This window comes from uncultured Mucilaginibacter sp., from assembly GCF_903913935.1.
Taxonomy (GTDB): Bacteria; Bacteroidota; Bacteroidia; order Sphingobacteriales; family Sphingobacteriaceae; genus Mucilaginibacter.
This window is the reverse complement of sequence record NZ_CAIWNH010000515.1, coordinates 1-19,791: the sequence shown is the minus strand read 5'-3', so window position 1 is coordinate 19,791 and position 19,791 is coordinate 1. Positions and strand designations below refer to the sequence as shown.

Here is a 19,791-nt window from a genome sequence, read left to right as displayed (position 1 = left end):
TATCTCTTTTGTACTATCGTTTATTTCACACCGATGCACCGTAATTTCAATATTGAGTATCCTGTCTGTTTTTATCTTATTGCCTATAAAGCCTTTTGGTTGTTCTCTTTTTATTCCGAAGTCTTTAAAATTGTTCATATTGGTGTATTTTCTTCACCAGGTGAGCGCCGTTGCACAGCTTTACCCATCCTCCATAGCCAGCGACAACTCGCGGCCTGTTACGCCCGGCAACCTCTCTGGCATAGTTCTGTTTAATCGTTTTGCGTAACCGCCTGTGCGTATGGTAATGCACAACACCGCAAAAGTCAATGCCGCGCCCTTTATGCCTTTCAGCTACGGGGTACACCTGGTAATTGTGTTTTAAGGTTAGATTTAGTTTAGTTTTTAAAAATTCTTTTATTTGGCTAAGCAGCTTTTGCAGGAAGGGTTTATTTGAAGCCAGAATTACAATGTCATCAGCATATCTAAAGCAATTAGTTACGCCCAGCCCCTCCTTTAGTAAATGATCTAAAGCGCTTAAATAAAGGTTGGCGAAAAATTGACTTAGGTAATTACCAATTGGTACTCCGGGGGCGCTGTCAATAATGCCGTCTAATAATTCCAGCAGATCATTATCCTTTATCTTTCGCCTGATAAGTGATTTTAATATATCATGGTCAATCGTTGGATAAAACTTCTTTACATCTATTTGCAGGCAGTATTGCGTATTTGGCACATCTCTTAAAGCTTTTGTCAAGGCGGTAGATGCCGCTTTTATGCCCCTTCTTTTAATACAACTGTAGGTAAAAGCTGTAAAGCTTGGCACCAAAATATTTTCTATTTGAAGCATAATTGCGTGATGCAAAACCCGGTGTGGGAAATAGTCTAATGCTGAAATTTCCCTTTCTTTTGGCTCCTTTATAATAAACGTTCTATAGGCGCCTGTTTGATAGGTTTTATTGATGAGCATATCTTGCAGCAAAAGCAAATTACCTTCGGGGTTTTTGTCGAAAAGTTTAACCCCATGTGATTTAAGCTTATTCTTTCGCGCAGCCATATCAGCTAAGCGAAGGTTATCCATATCGTAAATAAGCGGGTAAATATTCCCTTTGCGTTTCATTTTAGCCTTTGTTTTATTAGGTCGTTTTCCCTTTCGGTACCAACGCCCTTTTTTTATTTGTATTTTTTTGGACTGATGCCATGGTCTGTGCTACTGGTATTAATTTCAAATGTGGGCACTGAGGTTCGTATTCGTGTTCGTATAATTCGTGTTCGTGTAAACAAAGCGGCGAAGCGAAGGAACTACAGCATAGCAGCACACAACCGTATCTTTACTACAGATCGGCTAAAAGCCCTATATGTAGTTTACCCATTTCTGCGGCGGTTTCGTCATCCGGGAAGTAAAAGCGGGCACCGAGGTACGAATTCGAGTACGCACAAAGCGTGTCCGTGTAAACAAAGCGGCGAAGCGAAGGATTGTACCAAATAACCGGGAAGTGCTTACGTTGGCTTACTTTGCTAAAGTCCGGCACAAAGTCGCTTCCATCAGGCATGCAACCTTTGTTTTGCGCAGTGGCAATAACGTCAAGCTGGTAGTGTGCCAACACTGATTTAGCCCTGGCCTCCGGCATCCAGCTTACATCAGGCAATTTGTTGTGGTCATCGCCTGTTATAGCGCATGCTTCTTTGAAATTTGGAACGTATTTTTTCATCATGTTAAAATTTGAGTGTGAATAATTAAGCTGTTATTTTTGGTGCCATCAGGCCGTTAATCAGGTCGATATTTTCCTGTGTAAATTTTGTGGCCGTGTTCCGGTCAGAGAACCAAAAGCGGGCACCGAGGCCCGTAGTCGTGCTCGTAAAATCCGTGCGCGTGCAAACAAAGCGGCGAAGCGAAGGAACATATTCTAACCATCCGGTGTATTTAAGATTACTGCCGCTTAATTCTTCAACACGTTTGCCGGTAGCATCTGCAATAATGTCAAGTTTATAATCAGCTATCTGCCGCTTTGCTGTTACTTCCGGCAGTCCTTCAACGCCCGGCAATAGAGTTGGATTGATGCCCATTTTTTTACAGGCGATTTCAAAAGGTGTTTTTTTCATTGTTATTAAATTTGAGGGTTTAAAAATTCGTTCCATTCCTTGTTAAAATTTTTGCCTATCGCAATAGCTTTAGGGGCCGTGTTCGTTGCAAGGCGGGCACCGAGGGCCGTATACGTGTGCGAATAATCCGTGCGCGAGTAAACAAAGCGGCGAAGCGAAGGAACATATTCATGCCATGGATAGTGCTTTTCTTCTGACTTATCCTCGTAATTAGGCTCCCATATATCGCCATTTTCATCGCGGTTAAACTCGTCAAAAATTGTTTCGAGTTTAAACAGGCCATTACATGATACCTGCTTTTTTGTGGTAGGTGTTGGGAACGGCAGCGACTTAATCGGGTTAATTCCGGCAGCTTCGCATACTTCCTCATAGCTTTTAAAAGCCTCAATAGGATTTCTCCATGTAAGCCCAAACACTGTGGCAAGGGCTTTCTTTAATGGGCCGTCAGCCTCTTTGTGGGCTTTTAAGGCGTTCTTTTTGTCGATTGTAATTGTATCCATTATGTGAAAATTAAATTGTTATTCGTAAACTGCATTCAACCCTGCTTTAACAGCATAACACCATTGGCGGTGGCTCATTTCGCACTCATCCCATTCAACCGGCATATAAATAGTGTCAGCCACGGCAATGAGCGTCATAACTACCCGCATTTCATCAACCTTATCAATGCCTGGCATAAAGTCAGCAGCGCTTAAAATATGCCATCCATCGGCCCTTAGTTTGGCTTCTATCGGTTTGCGTTTTTCGTCTGCAATTGGCCCGGCAACAAAAATGACGTGCTTTTTAGTCCGCGCCAGCGTATTGCTCAATTCCATAAGGAGTTTAATTTTGTTTGATTGTGTCATTGTGTTTTTATTAATTTTCCGGGTCAGCCGGAGTTCCGGGGGTAACGGGGTAAACCATTGTATCAAGCTTGTTGATGTCGTTTGGCAATTCCGAATGGTTGTAACCTTTGTTTTGCAAAGCATCCCTTTCTTTGTCCTTTACGCATAATGATTGCAGGGAACATAGTGCCATAATTATACCCGCGTAGAATAGTAGTTTTAATGTTTTCATGTTTTTTAGCTTAAAGATTGTTTTAGTTGCATCCATTCGGCACCGGCTATAAAGTCCTCCACAATTGAGCCTACCACATCCGGATTATCCGCGAACAGTTTGCCAAGCTGTTTTTTGCTGTATTTTACCGCAGCGGCTTTAATCTGTTTTTTTGTAATCTTCATGGTTTAAACCTCCTTTAAAGTAGGTCGCCCAAAGTTTGAGCGGTGATGAAATTTTGTTGCGCTTCCCCTGGCTCTACTAAGCCAGCTGCTTTAACCTTTTCTGTAAAAGATTTGGTAAGGGAGTGAATTATATTTTCGAGCGTCTTGATGGCGGCATTAGCATTGATGCCTTTATCCATTTTAACTTCTGTTCTCTCCCCCGAAAACTCAATCAGGATTCTATCCTTTGGAGCCTGTTTTTTTTTGCCTAAAGCCATTATGCAGATATGCTAAAGTGAATTTTTGTGTCTGCCTCCCCTTCGGCCTTAACTAATTTCCAGCCCCGTACAAACATGCTGGTACGGGTTTTAAATTGGGCGTTAACAATGGTGTCAATGCCTTCGCTAAATAGTGGGTTATCTATTTCGCCCTTTTTGTTGCACAGTTCGGCTATGCGGGTAGGGTTTAGGTTTCCCTTCCTGTCAGGCTTCATAAAGGTGTTAAGCAAATCGGCCAGTATCTGCCTCTTTTCGTCATCCCCGCTCAATGTTGACAGATACTCTTTCACTTTCTGTACGCCAGCCGTTTCAGTCCCGTCAAATCCTATGATAGCATTATAGCCAATGGTAATGGAGCCGTTGCCGTCACGATCTGTAAAAGTGTGGCTGTCCTGTCCACCATCTTTAACCTTAAACAAATCAGTTTTTAAGGTTACCAGGGCGCTAAGATTTTTAATAGTATCCTTCACAATGTCCTTTTGCTTTTCGTCAAAGGCAACAAGCGCGGGTAACAGTTCTACTACCATACAATCCTGCATTTCCTTATAGGTATCAATTTCCTTTTGCTTACTTAAACGCTCGTTGCGCTGTTCGGCTTCCAGTTGCTTAAATAGTTCCCGTTTAGCTTCGGGTGTTAATTTTTCAATATCCATTTTGGTTTAATAATTTATATGTATTGTTAATTTGTACGTGTGTGCTGTTTAACTCTAAATCTATCCGCATGCAGTGGGTAACTATAAATGCCCATTCAAATTGGCAGTGGCTTATGTCGTGATCGCGCCAGTAAATCCGGTATGCCAATGCCTCACAATCGCTAATCGTTATGCTGTAAGTTTTTCGCGGCGGTCCTTCGCATTTTGTTCTAAGCTTTTTGTAAATACTGATCATGTGGCGCAATACCAGCTTATCTTCAAAGCTGTATACATAACCGAATAGCACCATGTCGTTAAACAGATCAAAAAGGGCACCTGCTTGCTGATAGGAGAGTTTTAAAGTCATTTTAAAACCAGTATAGTAAGCCGTTGGTAGTTATTTTTAGTGTCCTGATATACATCAAGCCATACTTTAAGCTTTGAAAGGCCTTTGGTAACACTTTCGCGGCTTATCTTAAAATAATCTGCAATTTGCTGATGAGTGTAGCCCGATGTTTCCATAATTGAATAAATCATATATCTATTTTCTGCCGCCCGTTGACTGTTACTCGACATATCTTGTATTTTATCAAGCGGCATCAGCAATACTTTAGAAGCCATAAAGGCAAGTTGGTCACAGGTTTTGGTTGGGGTTGTTATCATGTAGTTTTTTGTAATTGTTGTTTGCTTTTTATTGTGTTAAATGCATCCGAATAAATGGCCCGCTGCGGGGTATATTCAAATCGTTCCGGGTCGTGCGCTATTTCGTAGTATAGCTGGCGTTCTTTAATGGTAAGCCTTTCGGCTTCATCAATAAAGGCCAAATCAGCATCATGCCAGTGGTTACGCCACCAGGCCCAAAACAGGCTGTTTAGTTTAAGTTCGCCACTCATTACGTTTGCGCCCAATTGCTTTTCCAAATAGGCTAATGCCTGTTCCATTACAAAAGTGCCGTACCTTTCTTCTGTCATTTGCAGCATGGCCAGTACTTTACTCCGGGTAACTTCATGCTGTCGCGCGGTTTCTTTAATGTGGCTCATTGCGCTTATTTATCTCGTTAATTATCATGTCAGATACACTATTTGTACACTCCGGTATACCGGGGAACATGACCCGGTAACGGTATTTTATAGCAGGATTGTTGGTGTAATCAGCGAAATACCTTTTGCCTTTAAAGTATAGTACATGACCCTTTAAAATGGCTTTAAATGCTCTTTTCATGCTGCTATTTGTTTGTGGGCGTGTATCAATCTTTTAACCCTGCGCAGGTCAACTTCGTGGTTATCGTTATCGCTTTTGGATATAATCAGGTCAATAGCCTTCATGTCGCTAACACCATTGCGGCTAATTACCAAGGCGGCATCAGTGTGCGTAGGGGCTGGTATTTCAATCACCTTACCGCCTATACGGCTTAAAAATTCGTTAAATCCAAGTGTGCCGCGCTGTACGCCGGTTTCAATCCGGGCTTTAAGGTTTTGTGTGCCAATAAATACAAGGCCGCATTTATCTTCCAGTGCATTATATAGGTCGATAGATAGTAAAAACACCTCTGTTTTTACCTTTTCAAATTCGTCAACAATAATCACGGGGCTTTCTGCTTTGCTAACCTCTTTTACTACCTCTTTAAGCAATTCGCTTATGCGGTAGCTTTGCGGTATTTTGCGCATGCTTCTAAGTATGTCCGCTAAAAAATCCCGTTCGGTAGTACTGCGGAAACACTTCACATAAAACACGTTTTTATGCATTTCCCTGTTATAGTCAAGCGTGTAGGTTTTACCGCCGCCTGGGTTAGTAACTATGCCAAATACATTGGCATGCAACCGGGCATCATTAAAATAATTTGAAAATTTGGTAAAGGGGACAGTATCCGCATGTTGCCATTTTTCGTCAAGCTTTAAGCCCAACGCGGATGCCATCTTACGCCACATGTTATCGCTGATCAGCGAGGCCTTGTCATTTAGCATGTTGCTGATGGTGGCATTACTTATACCAAGTTCAACCTCTGCCTTTTTCGCGCTGCCAATGTGCATCACACGCTTGTTTAACTCCCCTTTAATTTGTTCTTTTGTGTTCAGATCAATCATTTGCTTATTTTTTAGTGTATGGTTAATTACTGGCCCCGCAACCTCAATGCGGGGCTTTTTTGTTTACATTTCGTCGTATATGCTCCACTCTTTTTTTACAGGCGTTTCAATGGCCACATATTCGGCATCTTCGGTATGGCCGTTATAGCCTCCAATTACCTTTTGCGCCCTGTGGTTAATCGCCTTAGTAAGCACACCGGCCATAATCAGGCTATCTGCGTTTATCTTTTCGCGCTGCAACCTTTCGTCGCGGCTCGTAACATAGCTTTCAAGCTTTTTAGTGATAGCCCGGCTTTCTTCAGTACGTTGGTGAAGCAATTGGCCTTCCCCTGGCTGCATGTCAGCAATGGCGCTGTGCTGGTAAACGTAGCTGTCAGCTACAAAGCGGATGCCTTTGCCATCGGTAACCAAAACCTGTGTCATATCTGCCGGGTCGTAGATGATCTCTACGCGTTTGTTATTATGCTCCGGGAAAAGCGTTGCGGGTATATCAAAGCAGTATTGAACTTTATCCAGTTGGAAGTTAAGCCCCGTGGTGCGTAGCCTTGCTGGTTCTTTTGGCTTATGCTTAACGCCCAGCAATTCAAGTTTTCTTTCGGTACTAATCGCCCGCTCTTTACACCAGGCACTTTCGTTAAATGTGCGTAGCCAGTGCTGTTGGCGGGTTTCCAATTCACCGTCAGGCACGGTATGGCGGAGCGTATTTATAGCCATTTCAATCACAGCCGGGGCGTGTTTTTTGTCGGGGAAGTCTGCGCTGCGTTTTTGTAACGCGTCAGCATTGGGGCGGCTGGTAAGGCTCTTAGCGGTAATGTTACCACCGCTATAGTTCGGAAATACCTTTAAAACACGGTGCAATGGCCTTCCAAATACACGTTCAATATATTTTGATTGTGCTACAGCTGCCGGGAAAAACACCGTTTCGCCGCCCATTTTAAAGAAGGTAGCTAAGTCGCCTTTTAAAGCCGGGTCAATGCTCCATTTATCACTCTTTATCTGATGCCATAAAAAAGGAGCCCCGGTTAGTTCAATCACATGCGCCATGGCATTCCGGTAGGCTTCTTTTACAAGTTCAATGGTAACTGTTTCACCAACTGCGTAGCCTAAAATATAGTCGTTAAAGGTGTCCATCACCACATACATTACCGGGCGGTAATACTTATTGGTTTTCTTTTTGCCGTTGGTATGGGTAACCTCTTTAAAGTACAAATCCAGTACGTTGTCATCGCTGTTTATCAGCATCAGCGGGGCGCTGGCCCGGCGTTGTTTAATCTGCTTGTTGTATTTATTGTAAGCAGCATTTTTTCCTTCTCTTGCCATAATTAATTCATAATCTTTATTCCTGCGCCGGTAGGCCACAGTGGCCGGGCAAATTGTTTTATATCCTTTTTCCTGCGCCCATAGGTTATAGCTTGTTGCTATAACTTCATCGGCATGCTTGTTATCAATTTCAATCAGCTTCATCAGGGTGTCTTCGGCTTTTTGATCTTTTACCTTTTTGCTGTTGTCATTATTAAAGCGCCACGCCTCTATCAGTAGTTCAAAGCCGCTTTTCTTGTAGTCAACTATTTTTGCCTGTAGCTTTTTAGGGCTGGCTGGCAGCGCTATATTTTCTGCCTTTATTACATCGCTAACTATGCCCCAAAACGCCGCCATGTTAATATTAAAGTCACGTTTTAAAGCCATTTTATCGGTAGTATAAAAGGTAATAGCATCTATGTAGGTAACCGCTTTGGTGTATTTATCCCGGTATGCTTCGGGCAGGTTAAGGCCATTGGCTATGCTATGTTTATTATAAAATTGATAGGCTTTTTCGTTTCTGTTTAAGGCAACCCACTCTGTAAGCGGCTTTTTTAAGATGTATTTGTAAGGGTCGCCGTACTTTTTTAGGATGACAGCCTTACGGCCATCCGGCAAGCTTTCATAATCTATCAATGCTTCACTACCGTTACCGCCTCTGCTTACTACGATCAGGTTACCACGCTTTTTATCACTTTTATAATTTTCAAGACCGAAGGATGCCACATACTCGTCGTGTTCAAGGCATAAAGTATTTTTATCGTGGTATTTCATTGCGTTTAATTAGGATGCTCCCTTCCCGGTCTCGAACCGGGTTGATTGCCAATAGGGATGTTATAGGTGTAAATCGTTAATCAGGTCGATATTTTCCTGTGTAAATTTTGTGGCCGTGTCCCGGTCTGAAAACCAAAAGCGGGCACCGAGGTCCGTATACGTGTACGTATAATCCGTGTCCGCGCAAACAAAGCGGCGAAGCGAAGGAACCCATTGTATCCAGCCTGTGTATTTAATGGTTGATGTAGTAAAGTCTACTCGTTTCCCGGTAGCATCCGCTATAATTCCCAGTTTATAACCTGCTATTATCTGTTTTGCGGTTACTTCGGGTAATCCTTCAACGCCTGGTAATAGAGTTGGATTGATGCCTAACTTATTGCAGGCTTTTTCAAAAGGTGTAATTTTCATTGTTATTTAATTTTATGGTTGATAATCAGTGGAGCGATCACATACACGGCAGTAAGCACGATAATTACGGTTAATACCAGTATTACAAATGCCTGTTTAGCGGTTAGTTGGCCGCGTTCAATACCTGTAGGTATGGTTTTGAATTCTTTAATTAGATTTTTCATTTTTGTGAGGGTTAAATTATTTTGATGGATTGTTTTTATACTTTTCAATTGTCTTTTGTACCGATTTTATAAGTACTTCCTGTCCGCCAATTATCAATTCATTGCAGTACTTAACAAGTTCAGCAGTCTCACTTTTATCATTACGGTTACCCGTACGCACCTTTTTTGCGTAGCTTTCACTAACGCCAACTATCTCTGCAAGTACAATAGCTGTAGGTTGCGGCAGTACCGGAAAGACTTCTTTTTTGGTACAAGTGGTTTTTATATCGTTATATTTGGTTGTCATTTGTGTCCTTTTGCGTTCACAAAGATTGTACAATATTCTGTAACTTTAGCCCGATGGATGACTTAACGATAAGATTTATTGATAGTTATAATTACCTTAAAGGGGAAAAATTTATTGATAATGACTCTGATTTCGCTAAAAAATTAGACGTTAGCCGGTCTATGGTCACCGAAATATTAAAGGGAAGAAGCAATCCCGGCACAAAGGCATTACAGAATATTGTAAGAAACTTTCCTATTGATGCCACGTGGATACTTACCGGAGAGGGTGAAATGATAAAAAAAAGTAATAATCATGCAGATACCCATATAGCCAATGATGGCATTGATATACAAAAAGAGGGGGTAAATGCAAATACCCCTTTATCTGCGGATGGCATGTCTGCAACTAATATGGAAAAATCTGCCCCCCCAACTGCCCCCCCAACTCCTTTTTTTAGTCCTAAATATGTAACCATTAACCGAGACGGTACCGAGAATATTTTGTTTGTTCCTATACCCGCTGCCGCTGGTTATTTAAACGGATACCAGGACATGGTTTATCTTGAAACTCTGCCCGCTTTTAATTTTCCGCAATTAAAAAACGGCACATTCCGGGCCTTTGAAGTTATTGGAGACAGCATGTTTCCAACCCTCGAAAACAAGGAAATGGTAATAGGTCAATACGTTGAAAAGTTGGAGTATGTCCGCGAAGATCGCGTACACATAGTCGTAACTAAAAAGGATGGGATTGTAGTTAAAAGGCTGTCAAACAGAATAGATAAGTACGGATACATCATTGCAAAGTCCGATGCATTTGATAACCGGAATAGTTATCAGAACTTTGAAATATATCCTGAAGACATTATTGAAATATGGTACGCTGTGTGGCATGGTAAAACCAGCTTCAAGTCACCCAACGAAATCAACAAGCGCATCAACAACATCGAGGCAGATTTAACCGAAGTAATGCGCGTTTTAAAGACAAACAATCTTTTACCTTAAATGGTAGATAAGGCTTTAAAACCCTTTAAAATCATCTTTAAAATAGAATCAAAATGGTAGCAAATGGAACATGTCGTTTTTTTGTTTTTTTTCAAAAAGTGCCTCTATCGTACAAAAAACGGACTTTTTTATATTCTTACTGGTTCCCTTTGGATTTAACCCCCTTAGTTATCGTCGTCATAAAGCAACAATTGTCAAGATATGTCCGCATAAATAAAAAATAATAAAAATACAACTGACTTTATAGGAAACGGTAGTCGAAAACTTTTAATAAAGATGTAATCGGATAAACTTATCTGAAAACGATCTCAATTTATGCGATCTGAATTTTTATCCCTTACTTGTCGCATTTTCCATTTTTTCATCGTAATCAATAAAAAACCTGGTTATGAAAACATCTTTTTTTGTTGCGGTTGTTATACTGTTCCTATTTTCCTGTAAAAAAAAGAACACCCCAGTACCTCTTAGCGGCGGCCTGTTTGGTAGTTGGGAAGTACGCCGTGTTTACAATGGGAATATTTTGCCAGCCGATTCGATCTATAAGCCGGGAAACGGCAATATTGTGCGATTGAACGCCGACAGTACGTACGTTAAATACGTCCAGCATAAATTTTCTTTGAAAGGTGTTTTTCATACCCGGATAAATCTGATGTCAATGCTTGCCATGAAAGATGAGCGATTATATTTTGACAACGATACCTCCTTCAACTACATGGTATTGGTAAACGGCGACCTGATGACGTTAAAGCCATTATTCCCGGATATCCCGACGACAGATTATCAAAAAATTCAGAATTAAATTATAAGTCATAAATTCAAATTAAGAAAAGAGATGAAAGTATTTACACTTGTTGCAGTAATTGCCATTTGCCTGCTGTCCTGCACAAAGCCCCAGCCATTATCGCCCTATTTATTTGGTAAATGGGAGGTGCGGAAAACTTACGGCGGGTTTATTATTCCCCCCGATTCTACCTATAAACCTGGTAACGGAAATATTATGCAGTTTAACGGAGATAGTACATACAGCCATTTTAATCAAAATGTGTTGGTGTCAAAAGGAGTTTTCCATATCCGTACAGGCGCATTTAAAAACGGGGCTACCGTTTACGACGAAATTTATTTTGACAGTGATTCTTCTGCCCGGTCACTGATCATTTTAAGTGGCGATATCCTCACCCTAAAACCTTTGATCCCTGATATCAGTACAACCGATTATCAAAAGATAGGGGATTGAAGTTTATCGCTCACACGCTGTGAAAATCTTTACGGCCTCTACCGCTTCCTTTACATCATGAACGCGAAGGATATTTGCGCCTTTGGTAAGGGCGATGGTATTTAATGCAGTTGTACCGTTAAGGGATTCTTCAGGAGTAATGCCTAACAAGTGATGGATCATTCTTTTGCGGGATACACCTGCGAGTAAGGGCAGTTGCAGCCGGTTAAATTCGTCCAGCCGGCTCATCAGTGCATAGCTTTGTTCCTGTTTTTTGGCAAATCCAAAACCGGGATCAATGATCACGTCATGCAGCCCCATTTGTTTTAATTGATAACACTTCGATGCGAAATAATCGTAAACTTCGGCGAATATGTCTTCATAATCAGTTTTTTGAACCATATTTTGGGGTGTTCCCTTCATATGCATTAAAATATAAGGGACTTGTAAGCGTGCTACGGTAGCAAACATATCTTCATCCAATTGCCCGCCGGAAATGTCATTAATGATATGCGCCCCTGCATTAATGGCGGTCTCAGCAACTTTGGAGCGAAAGGTATCGATGGATAATATGGCTTCGGGGTATTCACTCCTTATGGCCTCAACTACAGGTAGCAACCTGTCCGTTTCTTCCTGGATGGAAATATCCACTGCACCGGGGCGTGAAGAATAAGCTCCCAAGTCTAAAAAGGTTGCACCTTCACCCAGCATTTTGCTGGCCTGTATCACAGCTTCATCAATACCGGGCTTCCGGCTTCCTGCAAAAAAAGAGTCGGGTGTCAGGTTGATGATCCCCATAACTTTGGGGCTGCTTAGGTCAATTAAATAGCCACCGGCATTCAGCGTGTCCTTTTTCCGAAAAAATGTATCTTTAGCCATTCGCAATTGTTGAAAGGTTGTAATGTTGTAAAGTTGCAATGTTATTTTTAATCAAAAGTTTTTTAATTGAGATTTTACATTTTTTGCAATTTGAAAAAATCCAAACTTTACAATTTTCCAACCTTGCAACTTTACAACGCGTAACAAAATGACTACTACAAAAACAACACCAAGGTGGATATGGGCATGCAGAATATTTGTCGGCGTGCTGTTTATTTTCTCGGGCCTGGTAAAAATTAATGATCCGCTTGGCTTTTCCTACAAGCTGGAAGAATATTTTGATGTACTGCACCTTACTTTTTTTACGCCTTTTTCACTTTATATTGCCATTATACTTTGCTCGCTGGAGATTGTATTAGGTTTTGGCCTGCTTATTGGCACACGTTCAGCAAATGTTGCCTGGGGTTTGTTGCTGCTGACCATTTTCTTTGGATTTTTAACTTTTTATTCAGCTTATTTTAAAGTGGTACAAACCTGCGGTTGTTTTGGGGATGCCATCCCGTTAACGCCATGGCAATCTTTCAGCAAGGATATGTTTTTATTATTGCTGATCATTATCCTGTTTAAAAACCGGAGAAGGATACAGCCTCTTACCGCGGCTAAAACCGGGAATAAATTGCTACTCGCAGCAACTGTATTAGCTGTAGGACTGGGGGTTTATACCTATAACTTTTTGCCGGTGATCGATTTTCTGGCTTATAAAGTTGGCGCCAATATTCCGGATGAAATGAAAACCCCTCCTGGCGCCAAACCTGATGAGTATGAGCAAACCTATACGCTAAAAAATAAAAAAACAGGCGCAACGAAGGTGATGAATAACACCGAATACATGAGCAGCAATATCTGGAAAGATAACGACTGGTCCGTTGTGGGCACGCCCGAAAGCCGGTTGGTAAAAAAAGGTTTTAGCCCAAAGATCCAGGACCTCACCATCAGCGACGCTCAGGGCACTGACTACACCAAAGAACTGTTAACCAATCCTTTCCTCAACATCGTAATTGTAGCCTATGATCTGCGCCATACAGATGCAGACGCACTGGCGCGGTTAAATGCGGCAGCCATCAACCTGCAAAATGATTACCACACACGTACCGTTATGCTTACCTCAAACTCCGCGCAATATGCAGAGGCATTCAGTAAACAGCACCACCTGGCTTTCGAGATATTTTATACTGATGAAGTGCCCTTAAAAACGATGGTTCGGGCTAACCCCGGTATATTTTTATTGAAAAATGGAACGATCATCAATAAATGGCATTACCATTCCATGCCTAATTATGATGTGCTGGTAAAAGATTATTTTCAGAAATAAACTATGATCCGCTACCTCATCCGCAAGTTTTTTTATGGCTCGGCAGTAATGCTGGGCATTGTGGTAGTGGTTTTTTTCCTGTTCAATATTTTACCGGTTGACCCGGCGCGCATGACGCAGGGGCAGCGGGCGGATGTGCAATCCTTACAAGCCGTTCGCAAAGAATTTGGTTTGGATAAACCAATCCCGGTACAATTTCTTTACTACCTGAACGATCTTTCACCAATTGGCTTTCACCTAAACACCAAACAAGAACAGCAGCAATATCATTATGTAAAATTGTTCCCAATTTCATCCGAACGGGTATTGGCAATCAAATGGCCCTATTTACGTCGTTCCTATCAAACCCATAAGGAAGTTGCAAAACTATTGATTGAAGTAATACCCAACACGCTGGTGCTGGCTACTACGGCCATGATATTTGCCATAATTATCGGTGTTTTTTTTGGCGTTTTGAGCGCGGTACATCAAAATACGTGGATCGATAGGCTGGCTATCGGGATTTCAACGCTGGGTGTTTCTGCGCCGTCGTTTTTTGCCGGCATCATTATCGCCTGGATCTTTGGCTTCGAACTATCAAAATACACCGGCTTAAACATGTCTGGGAGTTTATATACCTATGATCCGTTTAAAGGCGAAGTGATCAGCTGGCGCAACCTGGTTTTGCCGATGGTAACGTTGGGCTTAAGGCCTTTGGCCATCATTGTGCAGCTCACCCGGAATGCCATGCTGGATGAGCTGGGTAAGGACTATATCCGTACCGCCAGAGCGAAAGGCTTAAGTGAAAACGCGATAGTTTATCGCCACGCGTTAAAAAATGCCCTGAACCCTGTTATTACTGCTATCGCCAACTGGTTTGCTTCGTTGCTGGCAGGTTCCTTTTTTGTGGAGTATGTTTTTGGCTACAATGGCCTTGGTAAAACAACGGTCGACGCTTTGGAAATGTCCGATTTTCCGGTGGTAATGGGTTCCATTCTATTTATCGCCTTTATTTTTGTGGTCATCAATATTTTGGTGGATATTATTTATGTTTGGGTTGACCCGAGGGTGAAGCTGTCTTAGTTCGTAGTTGATCGTTCAAAGTTTATGGCAGGAAAGTAATATGGTAATTTGTAATTTGAATTTGACGTGTCTGAAAACAAAATAAAAGATGGGCTGGGTATCATATTCCTGGTTGGTTTTATGGGGTGTGGCAAAACCACTTTAGGCCGTAAACTGGCAAACAGGCTGGGGTATGAGTTTATGGACCTCGACCATATCCTGGAAGCACAGGAGGGGATGACTATTGCCGAATATTTTGCCAAACATGGTGAAGAAGCGTTCCGCAAACTGGAATCACAAGTGTTAAAGCAAACCAATTATCCTGAACATGCGATAGTTTCAACAGGCGGCGGCTTGCCCTGTTTTTTTGATAATATGGACTGGATGAATGCGCATGGTAAAACCATCTACATTAAACTTTCGCCCAAAACATTAGTTACCAGGCTCGAAAATGAAAAAGAAGAACGCCCTTTGTTACGCCAGCACAACGGCGAAGCGCTGGTTACTTTTATCGCTGATAAATTGGCAGAACGGGAGCCCTTTTATAGCCAGGCTAGAATTGTTGCTGATGGGTTGAGTTTGACGGCGGAAAAGGTGGAGGAAACATTAAGAATCAGGGCCATTTAGAAGGATCCATGCGGTTGTCCTAAATGGCGTTAATGGAAATTCGGCTTTTTTGAAACTCTATAAAATACAGACAATTGTTTGCTTAAAACAGCTAGTCGAATTTTCTTGCTGTTGTTAACAAGGGGATAGAGTTCAGGAAAAGGTTTCGTCGCGCTTTCAAATGTGCTCAATAAATGATAAAAGCGGTCAACTTCTCTTTGTGTAAATTTATATAAAAGGTAGTTTTTATTGTGATAGCATCAGCATTAGCCCGTTTGGTATGCTGAATAGTAAAAAGTGGATTTTCATCCATTTTTTAAGTTTTTCCAAAACTCTTCTGATGAAATAACACGACCATTTTCCTCGTCTTCTATTCCTTCATTTATATGCCGTTTTTGCCAATCCGGTAAATTATCCCACCAATCGCCCTCTTGTTCTGAACTTCTTAAGCTATCCAAAACAGTGAGCATGTTTGATTCTGAAAGCTGTTCAATCCATGCAATAAGTTTTGATTTGGTTTCTTTTATTTCTGCTATTGACATAAATCTGAGTTTTATAACAAATTTTAATAATTTTACCTCAAATAAGCCCCATCCTCTTCACCTTCTTCATCCAAAACTACCTCAACATGTTCTTTTAAAACGGTAGATAGCGCAATCCCGGCAAAATCAGTGGTGATGGGGAATTTTTTGTGGTTACGGTCGATCAATACTGCCGTACGGAATTTTTTTAGCGGTACATCCCTGAAAATGCCAAAGCCATAAGCAAGCGCTTTACCGCTGTTTAAAACATCGTCAACCAAAATAACTACTTTATTGCTGCAGTCCTGCACGTCAAAATTGATGTCTGCCTTTAAAAAAGGGCTGAATTTGTCTAATTTAATGGTAAGCAGCCGGATTTGGAATGGCGCGATCTTGTCTAAAATTGCTTTTAATCTTTCAGCAATTTTATTGCCGCCGGGTAATATACCCGCGATCAGAATTTCATCTTCATCAAAATTATCTTCCAGTATCTGGTAGGCTATCCGGTCAATCTTTTGCTGGATCTGCTGGCTGTTTAATATCAGGAGTTGTTTATCTGGCATTTTTTGTTGGAATGTTGCTTGTTTTGTTGAAATGTTGCAAGGTTGGAATGTTGTAAAGTTCAGTTCGATTTGCCTTTGCAAAGGTAAAATTAACGTTTCAACCTTACAACATTACAACGTTGCAACAAATTATTTAGGGTACGGGTAATAAATAAAGTTTGCCCCCTCAGGCACCACTACAAAAACGCACATAAAATCATTAGGGTTTTTGTAGGATTGGATAAAGCGGGCCTTTAAAATTTCCTTAATCACACCTTTTTCCACAAACTCTTCCAGCGTGGACGCATGGATGCTCCATTCTGTATTCAGATCGTGGCGGTCAAGTATCAGTTCGCCTAAACTCAATTCGTGCTGATGGGCAATAAATATGGGGTAGTTGGATAATCCTTCAACCATGATCTCTATAGCTACCTCGCGTACAGACTCATGAAAAAATTTAAGGTCACGCTCCAAACTCAATAGCGGACTATCCTTTTTCGGATCTTCGCTATTCCTGTTTTCGTTTAAAAGTTCTTCCGGTTCCATTTTTTTGTGATTATTCCGATTCTATTTTTTTGATTGCACCGATGATGAATTATGATTACACCGATTTTTAATTTTTGCTATGGTCTGTACTACTATCGACTTTTGCTATGAACTATGAACCATCAACTATGAACGCCTTAACACAAGTAAAATAACATTCTCCACATGCTGCGTATGCGGGAACATATCTACCGGCTGTATTTTAACCGTATCGTATTTCTCCTTTAATACCAGCAGGTCGCGGGCCTGGGTGGCGGCATTGCAGCTTACGTATATAATTTTTTCACCTTCAATTTCCATCAGCCGGTTTACTACGTCCGGGTGCATGCCTGCACGCGGCGGATCTGTAATAATTACATCCGGTTTGCCATGTTCGGCTACAAAATCGGCCGCCAGTACATCTTTCATATCGCCGGCAAAAAATTTGGTATTATTGATATTGTTGATGGCCGAATTGATCTTTGCATCTTCAATCGCCGAAGGCACATATTCAATACCCACCACTTCCTTTACACTCCTGGCAATAAAATTGGCGATGGTACCTGCGCCTGTATACAGGTCGTAAACAAGCTCATCGCCCTTAAATCCTGCAAAATCGCGCGTGATCCCGTAAAGTTTTAAGGCTTGAATAGAGTTGGTTTGATAAAAGGACTTTGGCCCGATACGGAATTTGATACCCTCCATTTCTTCATAAATAAATTCAGGCCCTTTATAGGCGATCACGTCCTGATCGAAAATGGTATCGTTCTTTTTCTGGTTGATGATATACAACAGGGATGTTATTGCAGGAAATCCGTTATCGATATAGGCCATCAGTTTGTTAACCTCATCTTCGTCAGCATAAGCAAAAACCACAATTACCATGGTTTCTCCAGTCGATGAAGTACGGATAATGAGGTTCCGCAATGCGCCGCTGTGCGCTTTCAGGTCATAAAAGGTATAGCCGTGTTGCAGCACAAATTCACGGATGCTGTTTCGTAATGTGTTTGAGGGTTCTGCCTGCAACCAGCAATGATTGATGTCAAGGATCTTATCAAATCGTCCGGGGATATGGAAACCAAGGGCGTTCATATTTAACACATCGTCTGTACGGTTTTCGCCATCGTTCAGCCAGCGTTTGTTGCTGAAGGTATACTCTAACTTATTGCGGTAATATTTATCGGCAGGGGAGGGCACTATAGGCATAATGCCATCCACCTCAATTTTTGCAATTCGGGTTAAAGCATCAGCGACTGACTTTTGCTTGAATTTTAGTTGTGCTGCATAGGTCATATGCTGCCATTTACAGCCGCCACAGGTGCCAAAATGCTCGCAAAATGCTTCTGTGCGGTACTCTGATGGTTTTTTTAGCTTGGTAATTTTGCCCTCGCCAAAGTTTTTTTTGCGGCGGTAAACTTCCACGTCGGCGATATCGCCCGGTACGCCCTTATCTACAAATATTACAAAATCGTCTGATTTGGCAACGCCCTTGCCTTCTTCGGCGATGTCAATGATTGTAATGTCTTCAAAAAAACGCTGTTTTGCTAGCTGATTCATAAGCGCGCAAAGTTAGTTATTTGTTGGAATGTTGTAAGGTTGGAAAGTTGAAAGGTTGCTTTTTGTTGTGGGTGCTGAAGTTTTGGCTTGTTTTGGCGGTTTTCTCCACGCGGTATGTGTCCCCACATACCGCCGCATTCTGGAAGTTGAATTTTGAGCGCGCAAAATGCCATCGGTTGATCGTACGGCGTGATCAACGCGGCGGAAAGTTAAAAATATAGCGCTAAATGAACATATTCACCATGGATGCCCAAAAATCATCCGGTTCAATTTCTTCAATTTCGCCTATATCAAACTGCTCCTCTATCATGTCTGAAAACTCAATTAATTCGCGGCTCATCAGGTAAATGCTTTTATTAATGCAAATAACGATAAAAATATACCAAAAACCAAAATGGTATTGTGAAATATTTGTTAAATAATTACTTCTTTTGGCGATAGCTAACTGGTCCCGGTAGCTTTAACTTATAAAACCATACGCCCAAGCCGATGCAGCTGCAATTGCAGCCTGTTATTATACCGGCAAAACTCAGATCCGAACTATTTTCAAGAAACCCAAATGGTACCAGCATAGCAGCACAAGTACCAACGGTTAGTAATACGGCAGTGACAAAAATGATCCATGTTTTTTGAATTCCGCTTGACCGTATTGATAAAACTAACCCGACAACTATAGTAAATATAAGCCATGTAATAGAGGAAAATATTAATTCAAACACAACACAGAACAGATACATGTATAATCCGGAACGGATTGCTTCCGTGTATTGTATTATGGAAGAATAGCTTAGGATGAAAAAAATTAAAAGAATAAGTAAGGGGGCCACAACAACGGCAGTTAGCCAAACTTTTAAGCTGTATTTTATTACACTAGTATTCTTTTGCGTCATAAAAAGGTGAGGAATTTTAAATTGAATTGTTGCCTAATTGAAATTGCGCCTTGTGATTAATTCTTTAAGGCTGTAGGTCTGCTTTTCAACCGTTTTAAGGGTATCCGTGAGCGGGCTTACGCTGTGCATCCGTTTTTCTATGGTGATTTGATCGCCGTTAAGTTTATATTGGATGGATGCCTGTTTGCGGTTATATGTTCCCAGGCATATCCGGAAGTTTGCAGAATCGGTGAGATATTCTGACGTCATGTTCCCGGTTAGCCCCGATCGGTAAACTTCCACAAACAAGCTGCGGTCCTCATTTAAGGCGTATTTGTAATTTCCGGTGCTCCTGAGTTTTAATGAAGTGATGATGATCAGGATCATTAGTATAGTGAAGTAGTTTTTCATATAATTTTGAATTGTTTAGTGGCCTCACCTAAATCCTCTCCAAAGGAGAGGACTTAAAAAAAAATGCATAATTAAGGAGGCTGTATCATAAGTAGAACAAAGACGGATTATACAAAATTATATTTT

At 41.4% G+C, this 19,791-nt stretch carries 30 protein-coding genes; 6 read left to right on the top strand and 24 right to left on the bottom strand.

Annotation, left to right across the window (positions count from 1 at the left end):
* Positions 1 to 124 precede the first annotated feature (124 nt).
* The 18 genes from QZY09_RS20745 to QZY09_RS20660 all read right to left on the bottom strand — a co-directional run bounded on the left by QZY09_RS20745 (position 125) and on the right by QZY09_RS20660 (position 9,206).
* Positions 125 to 1,099, bottom strand: coding sequence for an RNA-directed DNA polymerase (locus QZY09_RS20745; protein WP_295675622.1), 975 nt, complete (start codon positions 1,097 to 1,099; stop codon positions 125 to 127).
* Between the two features lie 214 nt (positions 1,100 to 1,313).
* On the bottom strand, positions 1,314 to 1,694 hold the full coding sequence (locus QZY09_RS20740; protein ID WP_295675619.1) for a hypothetical protein: 381 nt from the start codon (positions 1,692 to 1,694) through the stop codon (positions 1,314 to 1,316).
* Positions 1,695 to 1,716: 22 nt separating this feature from the next.
* Complete coding sequence (locus QZY09_RS20735) at positions 1,717 to 2,082, bottom strand: hypothetical protein (protein ID WP_295675617.1); 366 nt, start codon at positions 2,080 to 2,082, stop codon at positions 1,717 to 1,719.
* Between the two features lie 5 nt (positions 2,083 to 2,087).
* Complete coding sequence (locus tag QZY09_RS20730) at positions 2,088 to 2,582, bottom strand: hypothetical protein (protein ID WP_295675615.1); 495 nt, start codon at positions 2,580 to 2,582, stop codon at positions 2,088 to 2,090.
* An 18-nt stretch (positions 2,583 to 2,600) separates the two neighbouring features.
* On the bottom strand, positions 2,601 to 2,927 hold the full coding sequence (locus tag QZY09_RS20725) for a DUF4406 domain-containing protein (RefSeq protein ID WP_295675613.1): 327 nt from the start codon (positions 2,925 to 2,927) through the stop codon (positions 2,601 to 2,603).
* A gap of 10 nt (positions 2,928 to 2,937) precedes the next feature.
* Positions 2,938 to 3,138 (bottom strand): hypothetical protein, encoded by a 201-nt coding sequence (locus QZY09_RS20720; RefSeq protein WP_295675610.1) that lies wholly within the window; start codon positions 3,136 to 3,138, stop codon positions 2,938 to 2,940.
* Positions 3,139 to 3,143: 5 nt separating this feature from the next.
* Positions 3,144 to 3,302 (bottom strand): hypothetical protein, encoded by a 159-nt coding sequence (locus tag QZY09_RS20715; RefSeq protein WP_295675608.1) that lies wholly within the window; start codon positions 3,300 to 3,302, stop codon positions 3,144 to 3,146.
* Positions 3,303 to 3,316: 14 nt separating this feature from the next.
* Positions 3,317 to 3,559 carry a hypothetical protein gene (locus tag QZY09_RS20710; protein ID WP_295675606.1) on the bottom strand — a complete coding sequence of 81 codons (243 nt, stop codon included), beginning with the start codon at positions 3,557 to 3,559 and terminating at the stop codon, positions 3,317 to 3,319.
* Positions 3,559 to 4,212, bottom strand: a complete 654-nt coding sequence (locus QZY09_RS20705; RefSeq protein ID WP_295675603.1) for a DUF3164 family protein — start codon at positions 4,210 to 4,212, stop codon at positions 3,559 to 3,561. Before QZY09_RS20705 ends, QZY09_RS20710 begins: the two co-directional genes overlap by 1 nt.
* On the bottom strand, positions 4,202 to 4,558 hold the full coding sequence (locus QZY09_RS20700) for a hypothetical protein (RefSeq protein WP_295675600.1): 357 nt from the start codon (positions 4,556 to 4,558) through the stop codon (positions 4,202 to 4,204). The genes QZY09_RS20705 and QZY09_RS20700 overlap by 11 nt, the downstream gene beginning before the upstream one ends.
* Positions 4,555 to 4,854 carry a helix-turn-helix domain-containing protein gene (locus QZY09_RS20695; RefSeq protein WP_295675599.1) on the bottom strand — a complete coding sequence of 100 codons (300 nt, stop codon included), beginning with the start codon at positions 4,852 to 4,854 and terminating at the stop codon, positions 4,555 to 4,557. The genes QZY09_RS20700 and QZY09_RS20695 overlap by 4 nt, the downstream gene beginning before the upstream one ends.
* Entirely contained in the window at positions 4,851 to 5,231 is a 381-nt protein-coding gene (locus QZY09_RS20690; RefSeq protein WP_295675597.1) for a hypothetical protein, read from the bottom strand. Before QZY09_RS20690 ends, QZY09_RS20695 begins: the two co-directional genes overlap by 4 nt.
* Positions 5,218 to 5,412, bottom strand: coding sequence for a hypothetical protein (locus tag QZY09_RS20685; protein WP_295675595.1), 195 nt, complete (start codon positions 5,410 to 5,412; stop codon positions 5,218 to 5,220). Before QZY09_RS20685 ends, QZY09_RS20690 begins: the two co-directional genes overlap by 14 nt.
* Positions 5,409 to 6,275, bottom strand: a complete 867-nt coding sequence (locus QZY09_RS20680) for an AAA family ATPase (RefSeq protein WP_295675593.1) — start codon at positions 6,273 to 6,275, stop codon at positions 5,409 to 5,411. The genes QZY09_RS20685 and QZY09_RS20680 overlap by 4 nt, the downstream gene beginning before the upstream one ends.
* Before the next feature lie 63 nt (positions 6,276 to 6,338).
* On the bottom strand, positions 6,339 to 8,348 hold the full coding sequence (locus QZY09_RS20675; protein ID WP_295675591.1) for a hypothetical protein: 2,010 nt from the start codon (positions 8,346 to 8,348) through the stop codon (positions 6,339 to 6,341).
* A gap of 60 nt (positions 8,349 to 8,408) precedes the next feature.
* Entirely contained in the window at positions 8,409 to 8,756 is a 348-nt protein-coding gene (locus QZY09_RS20670; RefSeq protein ID WP_295675589.1) for a hypothetical protein, read from the bottom strand.
* Between the two features lie 2 nt (positions 8,757 to 8,758).
* Positions 8,759 to 8,920, bottom strand: coding sequence for a hypothetical protein (locus tag QZY09_RS20665; RefSeq protein ID WP_295675586.1), 162 nt, complete (start codon positions 8,918 to 8,920; stop codon positions 8,759 to 8,761).
* 16 nt (positions 8,921 to 8,936) lie between these two features.
* Complete coding sequence (locus QZY09_RS20660; RefSeq protein ID WP_295675584.1) at positions 8,937 to 9,206, bottom strand: hypothetical protein; 270 nt, start codon at positions 9,204 to 9,206, stop codon at positions 8,937 to 8,939.
* Positions 9,207 to 9,259: 53 nt separating this feature from the next.
* Here QZY09_RS20660 and QZY09_RS20655 point away from each other — a divergent pair, with 53 nt between their 5' ends.
* From QZY09_RS20655 to QZY09_RS20645, 3 genes are all read left to right on the top strand, one after another.
* On the top strand, positions 9,260 to 10,189 hold the full coding sequence (locus tag QZY09_RS20655; RefSeq protein WP_295675582.1) for a helix-turn-helix domain-containing protein: 930 nt from the start codon (positions 9,260 to 9,262) through the stop codon (positions 10,187 to 10,189).
* Positions 10,190 to 10,577: 388 nt separating this feature from the next.
* Positions 10,578 to 10,988 carry a hypothetical protein gene (locus QZY09_RS20650; RefSeq protein ID WP_295675580.1) on the top strand — a complete coding sequence of 137 codons (411 nt, stop codon included), beginning with the start codon at positions 10,578 to 10,580 and terminating at the stop codon, positions 10,986 to 10,988.
* A gap of 33 nt (positions 10,989 to 11,021) precedes the next feature.
* Positions 11,022 to 11,423 carry a hypothetical protein gene (locus QZY09_RS20645; RefSeq protein WP_295675578.1) on the top strand — a complete coding sequence of 134 codons (402 nt, stop codon included), beginning with the start codon at positions 11,022 to 11,024 and terminating at the stop codon, positions 11,421 to 11,423.
* A gap of 3 nt (positions 11,424 to 11,426) precedes the next feature.
* Here QZY09_RS20645 and folP read toward each other — a convergent pair whose 3' ends face one another.
* Complete coding sequence (folP, locus tag QZY09_RS20640; protein ID WP_295675575.1) at positions 11,427 to 12,281, bottom strand: dihydropteroate synthase; 855 nt, start codon at positions 12,279 to 12,281, stop codon at positions 11,427 to 11,429.
* A 148-nt stretch (positions 12,282 to 12,429) separates the two neighbouring features.
* Here folP and QZY09_RS20635 point away from each other — a divergent pair, with 148 nt between their 5' ends.
* The 3 genes from QZY09_RS20635 (at position 12,430) to QZY09_RS20625 (ending at position 15,261) form a co-directional block, all read left to right on the top strand.
* Complete coding sequence (locus tag QZY09_RS20635) at positions 12,430 to 13,593, top strand: BT_3928 family protein (RefSeq protein ID WP_295675573.1); 1,164 nt, start codon at positions 12,430 to 12,432, stop codon at positions 13,591 to 13,593.
* A 3-nt stretch (positions 13,594 to 13,596) separates the two neighbouring features.
* Positions 13,597 to 14,655, top strand: a complete 1,059-nt coding sequence (locus tag QZY09_RS20630; protein WP_295675571.1) for an ABC transporter permease — start codon at positions 13,597 to 13,599, stop codon at positions 14,653 to 14,655.
* Positions 14,656 to 14,721: 66 nt separating this feature from the next.
* On the top strand, positions 14,722 to 15,261 hold the full coding sequence (locus QZY09_RS20625) for a shikimate kinase (RefSeq protein ID WP_295675569.1): 540 nt from the start codon (positions 14,722 to 14,724) through the stop codon (positions 15,259 to 15,261).
* A 284-nt stretch (positions 15,262 to 15,545) separates the two neighbouring features.
* Here QZY09_RS20625 and QZY09_RS20620 read toward each other — a convergent pair whose 3' ends face one another.
* The 5 genes from QZY09_RS20620 to QZY09_RS20600 form a co-directional block, all read right to left on the bottom strand.
* A complete protein-coding gene (locus tag QZY09_RS20620; RefSeq protein ID WP_295675567.1) occupies positions 15,546 to 15,782 on the bottom strand; it encodes a hypothetical protein in 237 nt (78 codons plus the stop codon).
* A 32-nt stretch (positions 15,783 to 15,814) separates the two neighbouring features.
* On the bottom strand, positions 15,815 to 16,324 hold the full coding sequence (locus QZY09_RS20615; RefSeq protein ID WP_295675565.1) for a phosphoribosyltransferase family protein: 510 nt from the start codon (positions 16,322 to 16,324) through the stop codon (positions 15,815 to 15,817).
* A 129-nt stretch (positions 16,325 to 16,453) separates the two neighbouring features.
* Positions 16,454 to 16,849, bottom strand: a complete 396-nt coding sequence (locus QZY09_RS20610; protein WP_295675563.1) for a hypothetical protein — start codon at positions 16,847 to 16,849, stop codon at positions 16,454 to 16,456.
* 126 nt (positions 16,850 to 16,975) lie between these two features.
* Positions 16,976 to 18,385, bottom strand: a complete 1,410-nt coding sequence (gene rlmD / locus QZY09_RS20605) for a 23S rRNA (uracil(1939)-C(5))-methyltransferase RlmD (protein ID WP_295675561.1) — start codon at positions 18,383 to 18,385, stop codon at positions 16,976 to 16,978.
* 923 nt (positions 18,386 to 19,308) lie between these two features.
* The gene (locus tag QZY09_RS20600) at positions 19,309 to 19,665 is read right to left on the bottom strand and encodes a hypothetical protein (RefSeq protein ID WP_295675559.1); all 357 of its coding nucleotides are present in this window, start codon (positions 19,663 to 19,665) and stop codon (positions 19,309 to 19,311) included.
* Positions 19,666 to 19,791 lie beyond the last annotated feature (126 nt).

What these genes read in the sequence shown, in the direction of transcription:
- QZY09_RS20690 (WP_295675597.1), bottom strand. Translation starts at nt 5,231, where the DNA reads ATGAGCCACATTAAAGAAACCGCGCGACAGCATGAAGTTACCCGGAGT.
- QZY09_RS20655 (WP_295675582.1), top strand. Translation starts at nt 9,260, where the DNA reads ATGGATGACTTAACGATAAGATTTATTGATAGTTATAATTACCTTAAA.
- QZY09_RS20725 (WP_295675613.1), bottom strand. Translation starts at nt 2,927, where the DNA reads ATGACACAATCAAACAAAATTAAACTCCTTATGGAATTGAGCAATACG.
- QZY09_RS20685 (WP_295675595.1), bottom strand. Translation starts at nt 5,412, where the DNA reads ATGAAAAGAGCATTTAAAGCCATTTTAAAGGGTCATGTACTATACTTT.
- QZY09_RS20740 (WP_295675619.1), bottom strand. Translation starts at nt 1,694, where the DNA reads ATGATGAAAAAATACGTTCCAAATTTCAAAGAAGCATGCGCTATAACA.
- QZY09_RS20610 (WP_295675563.1), bottom strand. Translation starts at nt 16,849, where the DNA reads ATGGAACCGGAAGAACTTTTAAACGAAAACAGGAATAGCGAAGATCCG.
- QZY09_RS20675 (WP_295675591.1), bottom strand. Translation starts at nt 8,348, where the DNA reads ATGAAATACCACGATAAAAATACTTTATGCCTTGAACACGACGAGTAT.
- QZY09_RS20660 (WP_295675584.1), bottom strand. Translation starts at nt 9,206, where the DNA reads ATGACAACCAAATATAACGATATAAAAACCACTTGTACCAAAAAAGAA.
- QZY09_RS20735 (WP_295675617.1), bottom strand. Translation starts at nt 2,082, where the DNA reads ATGAAAAAAACACCTTTTGAAATCGCCTGTAAAAAAATGGGCATCAAT.
- QZY09_RS20630 (WP_295675571.1), top strand. Translation starts at nt 13,597, where the DNA reads ATGATCCGCTACCTCATCCGCAAGTTTTTTTATGGCTCGGCAGTAATG.
- QZY09_RS20715 (WP_295675608.1), bottom strand. Translation starts at nt 3,302, where the DNA reads ATGAAGATTACAAAAAAACAGATTAAAGCCGCTGCGGTAAAATACAGC.
- QZY09_RS20745 (WP_295675622.1), bottom strand. Translation starts at nt 1,099, where the DNA reads ATGAAACGCAAAGGGAATATTTACCCGCTTATTTACGATATGGATAAC.
- QZY09_RS20700 (WP_295675600.1), bottom strand. Translation starts at nt 4,558, where the DNA reads ATGACTTTAAAACTCTCCTATCAGCAAGCAGGTGCCCTTTTTGATCTG.
- QZY09_RS20710 (WP_295675606.1), bottom strand. Translation starts at nt 3,559, where the DNA reads ATGGCTTTAGGCAAAAAAAAACAGGCTCCAAAGGATAGAATCCTGATT.
- QZY09_RS20645 (WP_295675578.1), top strand. Translation starts at nt 11,022, where the DNA reads ATGAAAGTATTTACACTTGTTGCAGTAATTGCCATTTGCCTGCTGTCC.
- QZY09_RS20695 (WP_295675599.1), bottom strand. Translation starts at nt 4,854, where the DNA reads ATGATAACAACCCCAACCAAAACCTGTGACCAACTTGCCTTTATGGCT.
- QZY09_RS20615 (WP_295675565.1), bottom strand. Translation starts at nt 16,324, where the DNA reads ATGCCAGATAAACAACTCCTGATATTAAACAGCCAGCAGATCCAGCAA.
- QZY09_RS20670 (WP_295675589.1), bottom strand. Translation starts at nt 8,756, where the DNA reads ATGAAAATTACACCTTTTGAAAAAGCCTGCAATAAGTTAGGCATCAAT.
- QZY09_RS20665 (WP_295675586.1), bottom strand. Translation starts at nt 8,920, where the DNA reads ATGAAAAATCTAATTAAAGAATTCAAAACCATACCTACAGGTATTGAA.
- QZY09_RS20705 (WP_295675603.1), bottom strand. Translation starts at nt 4,212, where the DNA reads ATGGATATTGAAAAATTAACACCCGAAGCTAAACGGGAACTATTTAAG.
- QZY09_RS20720 (WP_295675610.1), bottom strand. Translation starts at nt 3,138, where the DNA reads ATGAAAACATTAAAACTACTATTCTACGCGGGTATAATTATGGCACTA.
- QZY09_RS20620 (WP_295675567.1), bottom strand. Translation starts at nt 15,782, where the DNA reads ATGTCAATAGCAGAAATAAAAGAAACCAAATCAAAACTTATTGCATGG.
- QZY09_RS20635 (WP_295675573.1), top strand. Translation starts at nt 12,430, where the DNA reads ATGACTACTACAAAAACAACACCAAGGTGGATATGGGCATGCAGAATA.
- rlmD (WP_295675561.1), bottom strand. Translation starts at nt 18,385, where the DNA reads ATGAATCAGCTAGCAAAACAGCGTTTTTTTGAAGACATTACAATCATT.
- QZY09_RS20650 (WP_295675580.1), top strand. Translation starts at nt 10,578, where the DNA reads ATGAAAACATCTTTTTTTGTTGCGGTTGTTATACTGTTCCTATTTTCC.
- QZY09_RS20600 (WP_295675559.1), bottom strand. Translation starts at nt 19,665, where the DNA reads ATGAAAAACTACTTCACTATACTAATGATCCTGATCATCATCACTTCA.
- folP (WP_295675575.1), bottom strand. Translation starts at nt 12,281, where the DNA reads ATGGCTAAAGATACATTTTTTCGGAAAAAGGACACGCTGAATGCCGGT.
- QZY09_RS20730 (WP_295675615.1), bottom strand. Translation starts at nt 2,582, where the DNA reads ATGGATACAATTACAATCGACAAAAAGAACGCCTTAAAAGCCCACAAA.
- QZY09_RS20680 (WP_295675593.1), bottom strand. Translation starts at nt 6,275, where the DNA reads ATGATTGATCTGAACACAAAAGAACAAATTAAAGGGGAGTTAAACAAG.